Origin of the sequence: Priestia megaterium (genome assembly GCF_041941685.1) — a bacterium.
Classification (GTDB): Bacteria; Bacillota; Bacilli; order Bacillales; family Bacillaceae_H; genus Priestia; species Priestia megaterium_C.
The window spans coordinates 1,829,943-1,843,486 of the sequence record NZ_CP130958.1 but is presented as its reverse complement, the minus strand read 5'-3'; the positions used below and the strand labels follow the sequence as shown (position 1 = coordinate 1,843,486).

Below are 13,544 nucleotides of genomic sequence, written 5' to 3'. Positions count from 1 at the left end.
TCATCTTCCTCCTTTATGACCTCCTAAAAGGCCGTTTCGATAACGAGCTGTTGAATGCCCGAGATGGCTTGAAGCTCGCAAAACACTATTCTTCCCATAACGCATCCGTATTTCATCAATCGTTTTAGCAAGTGCATAGGCTCTTTCGCGCTGCTCAATATCTTCAAATAAACTCATTTGCTCCTCTTCTTGAATAAGGGTGTTCGATAATGAAATCCCAGTAGAACGAATTGGCATTCCGCTATCAAACGTATATAAAATCGTTAAACAATAAGGGAAAATATCTTGACTTAAACTCGAAGCTCGTCCCATTTTTTTTGCCTTGAGAAGCCCCCACCTGTTTGTTTGCTGTAGCCAATGGATAAATGAATAGTTTGTGCCACGACTTGATGCATACGTAAACGAAAGCACACATCGTCTAACAGCTCTAATAGCAGCAATTCCACTTCTTTTCGATTTGTATAGTCTCGAAACAGAATTTGACTCTTCCCGAATGATCGAGAGCTCGGAATATACACGTCAGAAATGCGACTAAAATCAATTCCATTTGCATGTTGGTGGATTTCTTCTCCTAAGACACCAAATTCTTTACGTAATATCTCTACAGAAGAAAGAGCGAGTTCCTTTATGGAGTGAATGCCCAAAAGATTTAAGCGTCTTTCCGTAGCGGATGAGATTCCCCAAAAATCCTTCATTGGGTGAATCGACCATAATTTAAAAGGAATATCTTCGTATCGCCAATAAGCTACCCCTGTTGGGCTATTCTTGGCCTCATGATCTAAGCTCACCTTAGCCAGTAAAAGATTCGGACCGATTCCTGCAGTGGCTGTAAGCCGTGTCTTACGATAAATCTCGTTGATGATTTTACGGGCTAATTCTTCTGGTGTGCGAGCGAATAAATGTAAAGAAGTTGTCGAATCAATAAACAACTCATCAACGCTATACGCATGGAAATCTTCAGGAGCCACATACTGTAACACTAAACTAGAAATATAGTTCGAAGCCTTGATATACCTCTCCATGGATGGATTTACGACATGGATATCTTTCCTTCTAGGAATGTCGAAAAGACGGCTGCCTGTTTTGATCCCTTCTTTCTTTAATAAGGGTGTGGCAGCTAACACAACTGATCCCGACGGCTTTGTATCTCCTACAACTGCCAACTTTGTTTTTAATGGATCTAGCCTACGTATCACGCATGAAACAGAAGCAAAGAATGCTTTCATATCAATACAAATAATGACTCTGTTTGGCAGGTGTTCATAATCCATTGGAATAACTCCTTAAATAAAAGAACTTTCGTTCTCTATATTGTACACGAACAAACGTTCTTTATTCAATAAAAATCTCAAATTTTTCCCGGTTTTTGTTACTATAATAAGAGAAAAGAACATCGCATATAAATCGGAAGAACGGAGGGGTGACCTATGAATAGAAAAATGCCTAATTATATCATCTTTTTATCATGGTTTTTGTTTTTAGTTCTTTTATGGATTCTTTTCTCATTTTTTAAAGGTGAAAATGGACAGTGGTGGTCTATGTATCGTTTAAATATAAAGAAATATGGTCCTTGGGCTTTAGAGGTTTCTTACATAAAGTTTAGTATTGCTGCTGTTATCTCCTTAGTAATAGCTTATATGGTGAGTTTTGGCTTCAAAAGAAAAAGATAAAGATAAGGTTAAATAAAGTGCTTTTAAGGTAATATATATCATTCAATTTAATCGTAATAAGCAATAAAGATAAAAAGACCTTAATTAATTTGTTAATAAGGTCTTTTAAGTATATACAAGATTTATTACGTATTTTAAAAGCAAAAAAAACGGTCATTGTTACTTATCCTCTAAATACTTAAGTTAAGTACCATAAGATAATGATTCAAAGAAAACAGAAATATTTGTGTTTCTACAAAGTAATTTTATATTAGAAAAGTATTTTGACTAAAGGTAAGCTGTTGATTGTCTAATAACTAATTCAGGAGATAGAAGTAAGCGCTCTTTATGGGGCTTAGATTCCTCCATTTCTTGAAGTAATAAATCGACTACTTTTGCCCCCATCTCTTTCATAGGTTGAGAAACCGTAGTAAGCATGGGAGAAGTGGTAGTAGACAGCACAGTATTATCAAACCCTACAATTGATAAATCTTCAGGAAGATTTAAATTTGCTTCTTTTGCAGCCTGTATGACGCCAGCTGCTAATAGGTCATTACAAGCAAAGATAGCAGTAGGTTTGTCGTCCAACGAAAGAAGCTGCTTAGCACTTTCATATCCTTTTTGAATAGTAGCTTCTGTTTTTATTATGTATTCATCTCTTATAGGAAGTTTTGCTTCTTGAATTATATCTTTGTATGCTGCTAAACGTGGTGTATTACTTCGCACATCTTCTGAAATAACCCCAATTTTCTTATGCCCTAAAGATAATAAATATGAAGTAGCTAAGTATCCACCTTTATAATCATCAACTGTTACGGTATTAATAGACAAACTGGGTATTTCTGAAGCTATTAAGACACTAGGTACTCCCTTATTTATCATTTCTTCAAGCAAATGCGTACTTCTAAAAGCTGAGGCTACCACTACGCCGTCTACTCGTTGGCTAGTCAATAAAGATAGGTATGTTTTTTCCTTTTTCACCTCATTGTCTGTGTTACACATCATAACGTTTAATCCTAATTCATGACTACGATCTTCAATACTTCTTGCAATTTCAGAGTAAAAAGGGTTAGATACATCCGGAACGAGCAAGCCGATCAATTTTGTTCGCTTCCCTCTTAGAGAAGCTGCAGCTGCATCAGGCTTATAATTAAGCTTCTCCATTGCTACTAGTACTTTCTTTTTTGTCTTTTCACTAATCTTTCCTGTATGATTAATGACTTTTGAAACCGTTGCTATGGAAACACCTGCTTCTTGAGCCACACTGCGAATAGTTATTTTCATAAGATCCCTCCCTATCACTCAGGTATTTAGTTTATAAATAAGTATGTATTGCGATAGATTAATTTTATTCATTATAGCATATAAACTATCCCATTTAATAAATAGACAGCTTTGCCTAAAGCAAAGCTGTCTACCATTATTCGTCCGCCATTTATAATTTTTGTACATATTAAAGAATGATTTTCAATAAATTACCTTGCCTGTTTGCTCTCTAATTCTTGGTCATCATAGGAACGGAAATAGTATTCCAGTTCTTCAAGTGATTTCCCTTTCGTTTCTGGTAAATACCTATTCACGAATCCGATTGCTACTAATCCTAGTACGCAAAATACAAAAAAAGTGGTAGATAAGCCTATAGTGTTAAGTAACACAGGGAACGACAAGCTGATTAAGAAATTAACAATCCACATCCAAAATACACTAAAGCCCATACCAAGACCGCGCATTCTTAATGGGAATATTTCCGCCAGTGTTAACCATGTTACAGGTCCTATAGCCCCCTGCATGAAAGCTAAAAACACAACCGTTAAAGAAAGAACGATGTAAGGAAGTGCCGCGGAACCATTGAGAATAAAAGAGAAAAAACCAATGAGAAAAAGAGACGTGGTAGTACCGCATAAACCGATAATCAACATTGGCCGTCTTCTCACCCTACCAAGCAACCAGATTCCAGCCAACATCGCCACTACCGAAATAACACCATTGGCAATGTTTCCAATTAACGCTGCTTTGGTTCCCCATCCTGTATTCTTAAGTATTTCTGTTCCATAATACATAATTGCGTTCACACCGTTAATTTGATTAACGATAGCAATCCCAATTCCTAAAAATAAAATGCGACGTACCCAAGGAATAGACAAATCTTTGAAACTAGACTTTTCTAATTTGGACTCTTTTTCAACTGATGATTTAATTTCTTTCAGTTCTATATTCGCCTGATTTTCCTCTCGGATTTGTTTAAGGACTCTTAAGGAATCACCTATTCTGCCTTTTGATGCAAGCCAACGAGGACTCTCTGGAACGATTAACATTCCAAACCATAATACAACAGCTGGTAGTGATGCAATCACTAGCATGAACCTCCAGACATGCCCTACATCTCCTAATACATTGCCCAAGATTGCATTGCATGTAAAAGCTAAAAACTGACCTGTAACAATCATTAATTCATTTTGTGTAACAATCTGTCCTCTTGTTTCAGCTGGTGACATTTCAGCTAGAAACGTTGGGACAGTTACAGATGCACCACCTACAGCAACTCCTAAAACGAACCGACAAATGACCATTAACGTAGTGTTTGGAGCAAAGGTGCATCCAAGGGTTGCTACAAAAAATAGTAATGCTAGATATAAGATGTTTTTACGACGCCCATTATAATCTGATAAACGTCCGCCAAATAATGCACCAAAAGCCGCACCTAATAAAAGGGAGCTAGCGACGAGTCCCTGTGTAAACGGATTTAAATCAAGCTGGTTTGCTTCTGACATATACGGTAATGCCCCGTTTATAACGCCAGTATCATATCCAAAGAGTAAACCACCGAATGTGGAAATAAAAGCAATTTTTCGTACCATTCTTTTAGGGTTCTGTTTCTTCTCTTTTGTCTCTATGTACATCCATTCTCCTCCTACTCATATTAAACATACAGAGTAATGTCTACGAGCTTATAACATTAGTAGAAAATCAAATTAGAGATAACGCTTACAATATCAAAGGAACCAATTTCCTATTATTCAGAGGGACTTCAGAAAACACATACTAGTAACTAGTACGTGCCCTTATAGGTAACAGCATGGCTATTCAATTATAAAGATGATGGCACAACTTTGTAAGGCGACTGTACTGAAACGAGTTCTCCTGTTTCAAATGATTCTTTGCAAGCGTAGCCTAAAGCGGTGGATAATACTCCATCTTCTACTGTGACGTTTGGTTGTCTACTTTCTCTAATACAAGAGATAAACTCTTCAACTTCACTTAAGTATGCCTGCTCAAATCGCTCTAAGAATCCATCTGAACATTCTTTTATCGCTCCATTTTCATCAAATACAGTTACCATATTCTTTTCTGGGGTTGTCCCAATTCTTAAAGTTCCTTTTGTCCCGATAATTTCAGTTTCAATATGATATCCGTGTGCACAGTTACGGCCCGCAACAAAAATACCCATTGTATCATTTTCAAATTTCACTAAGGCAGCACCTGTCTCTGCGTCATTTAATTCTTTAATTTCAGGATAACCGTAAGATCCGCCAATAGCCCACACTCGTTTAGCTTCTGAATTTAAGTACCATCTAGCTAAATCCAAATCATGGATAGCCATATCTAGGAATAGACCGCCACTATAGTTGTTCTTAGCAAATGTCATGAACCCATCAATTGCTTTTGTAGGATCAAGACCATAGCAACGAATCAAGACGGGATCTCCTATTTTTCCTTCTTCAATCTGTTTCTTCGCGTATGAATACGATTTATCATATCTTCGCATAAATCCAACCATAAAAACCTTATCCTTATGTTTGTTAACGGCTTCTTGTACTTGTAACGCTTCTTCTAGATACAAACCAAGAGGCTTTTCACTAAAAACATGTAGATTAGCATTTAAGGCTTTCTCAATTTGCACACAATGAAAACCCGATGGCGAAGCAATAAGAACTGCATCTACCTCTTTGTTCTGTATCATATCGTCATAATTAGTATAGGCATATTTAACTCCCCATTCTTCCTGTACCTGTTCAGCCTCTTCTTTGATCACACTGCAAACGGCTAGTAATTCACAATTTGGGATTCGGAACGCTAAATTTTCTGCATGTTTTCTTCCTAATCTCCCTAATCCGACGATGCCAACTTTAACTTTTCTCATTCTTAATCACTACCTTCCGAAAATTTAATTAGAATATTCAGAAATAAAACCACAAAAAATAAAAAGAAAACGTTTTCCTCGTGTTTTTATTATAATTAGCTTCTCATAACAAAGTCAACATTTTTCGAATTTAAATATAAAATCCTTATTTACCAGCAAATAAGCACTTATAATAGCTGTTTAGCCATCCGTAGGTTAGTTCACTTGTAAACTCAGGTTGATTTTTACAAGAAATGAAAATAACCGATTTTAAGGAAAACCTTTTCCTTAAATCGGTTATAAACCATTCAAAAAGATGGTTATTGAAAATAATTTTGAGTGTTATGTCGCCTAAACTGGCCTTATTATCTTGTACCTTTTAGATCTTATAAGATAGACGATAAAAGGAAATATTCTTTTTTAATTCGTTTTTATAGAAATTAAATATATAGATATTAGATAATTAATTTTATTTTTAGATGCTTAGCTCATATTAAAAAGTTTTATAAGTTTCGTAGTACTATATTTACAAACTTTCTTAACTTATTTGCATATCATTCAATCAAATTAATTAAAAGGATAATATACGCGTTTTGAATATGATTTATAATTTTCTTTAAAAATAATGCCTTTATTAACCTACTTAACGTACGCGTTTCGAATAAAGGTTTTGGTATTTTATATTATTTTTATTTTAATAATGGATAATGAATGGAAAATTGATAATTTTTTAAATTTTATCAAAAAAATTTATTTTTTATATTGAAATATGTAATTTGACTGTTTATAATACAAAAAAGATAAGTTATTTGCAATTTAAGTTGTCTGAAAATTTAATTTTTTATGAAGAATATTATTAATGGGGGTTTCACCGTGTCAAACAAAGTACCGTTTTCTTTTATAGTAATCATTGGTTTAATGTTATTCGCATTATTTTTTGGAGCTGGAAATTTAATATTCCCTGCCATGCTTGGTCAGTCAGCGGGAGCAAATATCTGGTCAGCAAATGCGGGTTTTTTAGTTACTGGAGTAGGCTTGCCTTTACTTGGTGTACTAGCTTTTGGATTCTCCGGAAAGGAAGATTTACAATCATTAGCAAGTCGCGTACATCCTATCTTTGGTTTAGTATTTACAACTGTTCTTTATCTAGCTATTGGACCTTTATTTGCTATCCCACGAACAGGTAACGTCTCTTTTGAAATCGGACTTAAACCTTTCATTTCTGAAGGCTCTAGTTCTATAGCTTTACTCGTATTTACTATTATATTTTTCAGTATTACATGCTTTTTTTCTCTCAATCCTGCGAAAATTGTCGATATTGTCGGAAAATTCTTAACACCGATTAAATTAACATTCATTGGAATTTTAGTGCTAGTTGCTTTTATTCATCCTATTGGAAAATTTCAAGCACCTACAGAAAAATATGTAACAAACTCTTTTTTTAATGGGTTCCAAGAAGGATACCTAACAATGGATACTCTTGCATCTTTCGTTTTCGGAATCATTATTATCAATGCAATTAAAGAGAAAGGCGCTAAAACAAAGAAGCAAATTATAACTGTTTGCCTAAAAGCTACAGGAATTGCTGCTATTATTCTTGCAACTATCTATTCTGCCCTTTCATATATGGGCGCCTCAAGTGTAGAAAAACTTGGGCATTTAGATAATGGTGGTACGGTGTTAGCGAAAGTCTCTGATTATTATTTTGGAGAATATGGAGGGTTACTATTAGGCTTAATGATCACAGTAGCTTGTCTGACAACTAGCGTAGGGCTTATTACTTCATGCTCTTCTTATTTTCATAAATTATTACCTTCTATTTCTTATAAGAAAATTGCGATTAGCTTATCTGTGTTTAGCGCAATCATCGCAAATGTTGGATTAAATCATTTAATTTCTTTTTCAGTACCTGTTTTAACAGTTCTCTATCCATTAGCAATAGTTCTAATCTTTTTGACTTTCCTTCATTCTTTATTTAAAGGATGCGCTGAGGTATACCAGGGTAGTCTATTCTTAACATTTGTTGTAAGCCTGGTAGATGGATTAAATGATTTTGGCTTACACATCCCTGGTATTGACCAATTATTTACTTACTATCTTCCTCTTTACCATATTGGATTAGGTTGGATATTCCCTGCAATTATTGGTGGGCTTGCAGGTTATGGAATTAACTTATTTAAAAACAAAGAGCAATTTACTTCTAAATCAACAAGGTTAAATAAATGATAATTTCACTTCACTCCTCTGGTTAAATTAAAGTATTTAGGTGAACACTTTGAAGCCTAATTTTATTGCTATTTGGCACTTAGTATAAAATGAAGCTTCAATTAACTTCTAAATAAGGGAGTATAACTATGGAGAAAACGTCACAAGATTATAGCTGTATGGATGCCTTAGTATTTGGATCAGATTAAAGAAAATTTAATCGAAGAAGATGAATTACTTAAAAATCCTCTTAAATAATAAAGCAAATGTAAAAAGAGTCCTTTACTTATACGAAGTAAAAGACTCTTTTTACGCGTTTCTTTTATTATATATGTTTTGTTAAAATATTATTAGATTTCTGCTTTTAGACATAAAAAAAGCTTCTATATCCCTTTTTTTGTAAAGATCAATCAAATCTCTTAAGGTCTTAGCTTTTTAAAATTAGTTATAAATTGATCTAAGAATAATTCAGTCATTTATTTAACGGCTCTTACTATATGTTTAGACAAGTTCTCTTACTACTTTTATACTTATTTTAAACTTATATCTATATCATTCTAAAAAAATTTTCATAAAAGTGTATACTTTTCAAAAGACGTTCGTAATTCGTTTTTTAACTTAAACGAACGATGGAAATGATAGATTTTCTATATAACAGAAAAGTCTGTAAAGGTATACTTTTACGGACGAGGCATTTGATTATGTTTCAAAATATTAAAGGAATACAGTCAAAAAGGTGCGCTCTAACTGAGCGCACCTTTTGTTTTACAAATTATATATTTCTCTGTTTAGACTCACAACATCCTTATGTGAGAATTCAACTTTCTTTTCTTCCGCAAATTTTTCTATCACTTTGTCGCGAAGTAATGGTGCTTTTTCTTTGTTTGCCTTTTTCAATGCTTTTGTGAGTTCGTCTTTTGTTAGCTCTGTGCAGTAAGCAGGGGTTCCTGGCTGTTGTCTCCAAGAATCATTTAAAGAACCACTATCTACTGCGTCGAAGCCTAGCTCGTTTACTACGTCCCTAACTATTTGTTTTTGTGCAGGGTCATCACCAGCAACTGCCATCGCAATTCGTCCACTAGAATCTTCGGATGTGCCTTCATTTTCTAAAGTATAGGCTAATAAGTTGTTGAAAGCTTTAATGACCGGTCTACCTAATTGATTTAAAACCCAAACACTTTCAACCATACCGTTCTCAATTTCTTCAATTTCATCGTCTCTAAAAGGATAATAATTTGAAGTATCTACAATGATTACTTCCTCCTCAACTTGATTGATAATGTCCCGAATGCTTGGTATCGCTTTTGTAGGAAGAGATATTATAAGGACTTCAATATTTTTAATTGCGTCCTCTACACGCACGGGCGTTCCAGCAAGCTCTTTTCCTTCTAAATGTTCCATTTCCCTTGCATCTGCAATTTTGACATCATGGTCATTCTCAACTAATTTTTTAGAAATAATTGATCCAATTGATCCGGCACCTATAATTCCAAATCTCATTATGATTCCTCCTCAAGAATTTGTATATAAAAGAATTATTCTGCTTAAGGTTGCACAATTATATGTCTATCAAACCTTAAGCATATATTCATTAGAAATTAAAAGCTTATTGAGTATTTTGGTTACATATACTAGAATAAAATCATTTCTCACTTTTTTAAAGTAGGCAATAAAAATTGCCGTAGTACATTTTTTTGTACCTAACAGTAGAAAGCAGGTGAAAAGGTGTCAAGAATATGCAAGGATGGATTCGACAAAGAGTGTATAAGAGACCAAAGAGAAGTATATGGTATTGCCTATACCCAAAATATACTTTCAGGACGTTGGAAGTATATTATCCTTTGGTTTTTAAAAACCAAAGAACGTCGTTATAGTGAAATTAAAGCTTTTTTATGGGATATTTCGCAAGGTTCTCTTACAAAACAGTTAAGAGAATTAGAAACAGATGGACTAATTAAGCGAGAAGTTTTTCCAGAGATGCCTCCACGTGTTGAATATTCCTTAACAACTAAAGGGCGTGAATTTATCCCAATACTTGATATGATGGAGAACTTCGGCAAAAAATTTGGGGAGAAACCTGAGTAAAATAATAAGCAGGAGTTCTAACTTATATAAAAAAGTGTTAAAACAAAGAGCGCAAACCCTTTGTCATTCATAGGGCTTACGCTCTTTGCTTTCGCTTAAATATTGTTTTAAGGAACACTACTTCTATTTGTGTAAGAATCCATTACTTTAATGTGAGCCAGTTCTAATTCAGATACTATTGAAAAGGAATTAACACTTCGAAACCTAGTTTGTTTTACATAAATTGCGAAAGTTTATTTTTTAGCAAACCCTTGTTTATTTAAATACTCAAGCATAAAGGGAAGTTTACTTCTTTCAAGATGATCCTCAATATGATCTTTCCATCCCTTGACTTTCTTTACTGTGAAAGGAGCTTTAACAGGGCGATCCTGATAATACTCACGCATCTGTTGGTCATACATTTCTAATTTTTCTTCATCCAGTGATTGATACTGATTGTCAAACATGACCATTGATTGAGGCAAACGTGGTTTTAGTCCAGGTTTCTCTCCTGCAGGATGGCCTATGCATAGACCTACTAGAGGAACCACATACTTTGGCAAATTTAATACCTCGGTTAATTCTGCAATATTAGCTCTTACTCCACCGATATAGACACCACCGAGTCCCATTGATTCAGCTGCCGTTAAGGCATTTTGAGCCATGAGCCCAGCATCAAATGAACCTATTAAAAGGTATTCAATATAGTCTAGGTCTACTGTGGAAGCTATTTGATGATTTCGGTTAAAATCTGCACAAAAAATCCAAAATTCTGCTGCTTCTTCAATATATGGTTGATTGACAGAGAGTTTCATCACTTGTTTTCGAAGATCTGGATTTGACACCCTAATGATAGAAACGGCCTGTAGAAGACTAAAAGATGAAGTTTGATTAGCAGCCTTAAAGATTGCATCTCGTTGTTCCTCTGTCAAAGGTTGATCTGTAAAAGAACGAATAGAGGTATGATTAGAAAGTAATTCAATTGTATTATTCATATTAACATTCTCCCTTTCTTTCCTAAATATTAAATTCGCATCTAATTTTTTCATGATTATCGATTTGAATTAGGACTATTTGCAAAGATAATAATAAAATCATTCCTCTTATTTATGAAGAGGGCAATTTTAATTGCCTTAGTACCATTTTTTGTACCTAACGGTAAGAAAAGGGTTTAAAGATGCCAAGAGTATGTAAAAATAATTTTTCAAGAGACTCCATAAGTGGGTGACATGATGTATGACAATACTCGCTAACTTCAAAAGAGCTTTATTTCTCTCTGTTACTGGAATAACGTAAGGAAATCTAGGTTTATAACGTTAAGAAATTCCCATCAAAAAAAGCTAAATCCCTCTGTATTAAATAGAGAGATTCAGCCTCTTTCATTACTTAATTAAAGTGATTTTTCATTGAAAAAGAAACATAAATTATTATTTATAAAGGGTATTCATTCATTCTGAGCAAGCCTTAATCTCTCTTATTACACCTTCAACTTCGGATAACTTATAGTACCATTGACTAAATCCCCATCCGAATAAATTAGGATTTATACAAATACATATTGTCAATATAAATAAAAAGCCACTCAGTATTTGCAGGACAGGTGGCTTTTTACTATAAAATGCATGTGCAGACATATAATAACACATTTTTTACCTTATGGACTATATTTTTCTGTAAGAACATATAAAAGATGCACTTTTTATACATCGTAGCTTCAATTACCTCAAGAGGAAAAGCTATCATATCAAGAATGTATAAAAAGCTGCATAATCGATAAAGAGAGAACTCAACAAACCTCTCGTGGCTCAAGGGTTTCCCTTCGTTGTGTTTTCCGGAAAGAGTTGTTATGTAAAGTAGAAATAGAGTTCATTTTTCTTCCTTATAAAACCGTTCTCCCGTATGATGACTGTAGTACACGCGCAGTTTTTTATTTGTTGTCGGGTCAACCATAACTTCATCTGTACGGATAAATCCATTCGGTATATTCTGGCCATGTCGGTTTCGAAAGCGTTTATCCCAAATAAGCCATGATAGTAGGGCTAAAACCAAGATACCAACACTCATCACTACATAATAAATAATGATTATATTCACCATTATTACATCTCTTCTACAATAACTGCGGTCCCGTATGCCACAATCTCACTCATGTTGTTTCCAATTTCGCCAGAATCAAAGCGCATCATAATTACTGCATTGGCACCCATCACTTGGGCGTTTTTCACCATACGGTCTAACGCATGCTTCCTTGCGTCCTCAAGCATTTCTGTATATTGACTAATTTCGCCACCAATGAGTCCCTTTAACCCAGCAAGAATATCATTTCCAATCCCTCTTGCTCGTACAGTTAATCCAAATACAGGGCCCTTTACTTCTACTGTTTTATAGTTTGGCACATTTTCTGTTGTAACAATAATCATTAACCATTTCTCCTTTTGTTTATGATATTAACAAGATATTTAAAATGAACTTTTAGCTCTCCTCAACTTACTGTTATAGAAACTGGTATCTCTACAGAGTTTTCACTTAATATATTCTTTATTTTATCTAGAATACTTTGTTCTCTATTCAAAAAAGGAAAAGCCACTGTCCCTAAAACCTGTTTAACAATTGGTTGCTCTTCCATTGCCATCATCCTCTGTTAGATTAATCAATATCATCTTTATGATAAATCAAAAGAACCCATAAAAAAAAGAAACACCTACGTACTAGATGTTTTCCACCTTTAAACATCATTGCTTACAGTAACTTTATTCTTTTATTCCGTGTTTGTCAGGATGATTCCTGTAAATAAAGGTATTTCATTCGATTCTTCATCTTTTTCTTAATTCGGCAAAGTGCATTATCTACTGTTTTGTGGGAAAGATCTAGTTTTTTAGAGATTTGCATATATGTTTGTCCATTTATGTATAGGGCAAACACGTTTTGTTCGATGGCTGATAACATTTCTTGCAAGATTTGTTCTCTCTCTCTTTTATTCTCACTTTCTACAGCCGCCTTTTCCGGACATACTGTGTGTGGATGAGGAAGTATCTCCATAAGGGTTATGTCATCTTCTGCTCGTTTTGAATTTCTAGATACGTTTAAAGAAAGAGCATTATTTAAAGGCGAGTGTTTTTGACGATTCCCTGCCTTTATAGCTGTAATAAGTTGACGTGTAATGCATAGCTCCGCAAAGCCTCTAAATGAACTCTTCCCTTCTATTCTAAAATCTCGCGCAGCTTTATATAATCCTAACTTTGCCTCCTGTAAGAGATCCTCTCGATCTCCTCCTAATAGGAAGTATACTTTTACTTTCGAACAGACTAAATACTCATATTTCTTTACTAATAAGTTGAAAGCAACCTCGTCACCCAGTTGAAACGCTTGAACACTCTCTTCATCACTTAAAATTGTCTTTTCTTCTCTTGATTTTACGTTGGCTAATATGTTCATTTGCGTTCCTCCTCTTGTCTTATGCTTTCTATGCACTTTATATTATAAAAAAGAGAAGGTATAAAAAATGT

At 34.3% G+C, this 13,544-nt stretch carries 12 protein-coding genes and 1 pseudogene; 3 read left to right on the top strand and 10 right to left on the bottom strand.

Annotation, left to right across the window (positions count from 1 at the left end; genetic code table 11):
- A pseudogene (locus tag Q5794_RS09550) lies at nt 1-1,271 on the bottom strand (damage repair protein).
- Between the two features lie 156 nt (nt 1,272-1,427).
- Here Q5794_RS09550 and Q5794_RS09545 point away from each other — a divergent pair.
- On the top strand, nt 1,428-1,670 hold the full coding sequence (locus tag Q5794_RS09545) for a hypothetical protein (protein WP_214987784.1): 243 nt from the start codon (nt 1,428-1,430) through the stop codon (nt 1,668-1,670).
- Between the two features lie 267 nt (nt 1,671-1,937).
- Here Q5794_RS09545 and Q5794_RS09540 read toward each other — a convergent pair whose 3' ends face one another.
- The 3 genes from Q5794_RS09540 to Q5794_RS09530 form a co-directional block, all read right to left on the bottom strand.
- A complete protein-coding gene (locus Q5794_RS09540) occupies nt 1,938-2,933 on the bottom strand; it encodes a LacI family DNA-binding transcriptional regulator (protein ID WP_192997688.1) in 996 nt (331 codons plus the stop codon).
- A gap of 191 nt (nt 2,934-3,124) precedes the next feature.
- Entirely contained in the window at nt 3,125-4,549 is a 1,425-nt protein-coding gene (locus Q5794_RS09535) for a sugar porter family MFS transporter (protein WP_374989017.1), read from the bottom strand.
- A 188-nt stretch (nt 4,550-4,737) separates the two neighbouring features.
- Nucleotides 4,738-5,790, bottom strand: a complete 1,053-nt coding sequence (locus Q5794_RS09530; protein ID WP_214987781.1) for a Gfo/Idh/MocA family oxidoreductase — start codon at nt 5,788-5,790, stop codon at nt 4,738-4,740.
- 852 nt (nt 5,791-6,642) lie between these two features.
- Here Q5794_RS09530 and brnQ point away from each other — a divergent pair.
- Complete coding sequence (brnQ, locus tag Q5794_RS09525) at nt 6,643-7,995, top strand: branched-chain amino acid transport system II carrier protein (protein ID WP_214987779.1); 1,353 nt, start codon at nt 6,643-6,645, stop codon at nt 7,993-7,995.
- A gap of 744 nt (nt 7,996-8,739) precedes the next feature.
- Here brnQ and Q5794_RS09520 read toward each other — a convergent pair.
- Nucleotides 8,740-9,474, bottom strand: a complete 735-nt coding sequence (locus Q5794_RS09520; RefSeq protein ID WP_215054705.1) for an NADPH-dependent F420 reductase — start codon at nt 9,472-9,474, stop codon at nt 8,740-8,742.
- Nucleotides 9,475-9,699: 225 nt separating this feature from the next.
- On the opposite strand from Q5794_RS09520, the gene Q5794_RS09515 reads away from it, so the two are divergent.
- Nucleotides 9,700-10,059 carry a helix-turn-helix domain-containing protein gene (locus Q5794_RS09515; RefSeq protein ID WP_214987775.1) on the top strand — a complete coding sequence of 120 codons (360 nt, stop codon included), beginning with the start codon at nt 9,700-9,702 and terminating at the stop codon, nt 10,057-10,059.
- 233 nt (nt 10,060-10,292) lie between these two features.
- Here Q5794_RS09515 and nfsA read toward each other — a convergent pair whose 3' ends face one another.
- The 5 genes from nfsA to Q5794_RS09490 all read right to left on the bottom strand — a co-directional run bounded on the left by nfsA (nt 10,293) and on the right by Q5794_RS09490 (nt 13,473).
- Nucleotides 10,293-11,033: an oxygen-insensitive NADPH nitroreductase gene (gene nfsA / locus Q5794_RS09510; protein WP_214987773.1), complete on the bottom strand. Its 741-nt coding sequence runs from the start codon at nt 11,031-11,033 to the stop codon at nt 10,293-10,295.
- Between the two features lie 871 nt (nt 11,034-11,904).
- Nucleotides 11,905-12,135 carry a hypothetical protein gene (locus tag Q5794_RS09505; RefSeq protein WP_251034199.1) on the bottom strand — a complete coding sequence of 77 codons (231 nt, stop codon included), beginning with the start codon at nt 12,133-12,135 and terminating at the stop codon, nt 11,905-11,907.
- A 2-nt stretch (nt 12,136-12,137) separates the two neighbouring features.
- Complete coding sequence (locus tag Q5794_RS09500) at nt 12,138-12,458, bottom strand: YbjQ family protein (protein WP_192997681.1); 321 nt, start codon at nt 12,456-12,458, stop codon at nt 12,138-12,140.
- Between the two features lie 62 nt (nt 12,459-12,520).
- Nucleotides 12,521-12,664, bottom strand: a complete 144-nt coding sequence (locus Q5794_RS09495; RefSeq protein ID WP_192997680.1) for a hypothetical protein — start codon at nt 12,662-12,664, stop codon at nt 12,521-12,523.
- A gap of 146 nt (nt 12,665-12,810) precedes the next feature.
- Complete coding sequence (locus tag Q5794_RS09490; protein ID WP_214987771.1) at nt 12,811-13,473, bottom strand: sigma-70 family RNA polymerase sigma factor; 663 nt, start codon at nt 13,471-13,473, stop codon at nt 12,811-12,813.
- Nucleotides 13,474-13,544: the final 71 nt, after the last annotated feature.

Coding starts and splice junctions, on each gene's coding strand:
- Q5794_RS09545 (WP_214987784.1), top strand. CDS start 1,428: ATGAATAGAAAAATGCCTAATTATATCATCTTTTTATCATGGTTTTTG.
- Q5794_RS09540 (WP_192997688.1), bottom strand. CDS start 2,933: ATGAAAATAACTATTCGCAGTGTGGCTCAAGAAGCAGGTGTTTCCATA.
- Q5794_RS09535 (WP_374989017.1), bottom strand. CDS start 4,549: ATGTACATAGAGACAAAAGAGAAGAAACAGAACCCTAAAAGAATGGTA.
- Q5794_RS09530 (WP_214987781.1), bottom strand. CDS start 5,790: ATGAGAAAAGTTAAAGTTGGCATCGTCGGATTAGGGAGATTAGGAAGA.
- Q5794_RS09520 (WP_215054705.1), bottom strand. CDS start 9,474: ATGAGATTTGGAATTATAGGTGCCGGATCAATTGGATCAATTATTTCT.
- nfsA (WP_214987773.1), bottom strand. CDS start 11,033: ATGAATAATACAATTGAATTACTTTCTAATCATACCTCTATTCGTTCT.
- Q5794_RS09505 (WP_251034199.1), bottom strand. CDS start 12,135: ATGGTGAATATAATCATTATTTATTATGTAGTGATGAGTGTTGGTATC.
- Q5794_RS09500 (WP_192997681.1), bottom strand. CDS start 12,458: ATGATTATTGTTACAACAGAAAATGTGCCAAACTATAAAACAGTAGAA.
- Q5794_RS09495 (WP_192997680.1), bottom strand. CDS start 12,664: ATGGAAGAGCAACCAATTGTTAAACAGGTTTTAGGGACAGTGGCTTTT.
- Q5794_RS09490 (WP_214987771.1), bottom strand. CDS start 13,473: ATGAACATATTAGCCAACGTAAAATCAAGAGAAGAAAAGACAATTTTA.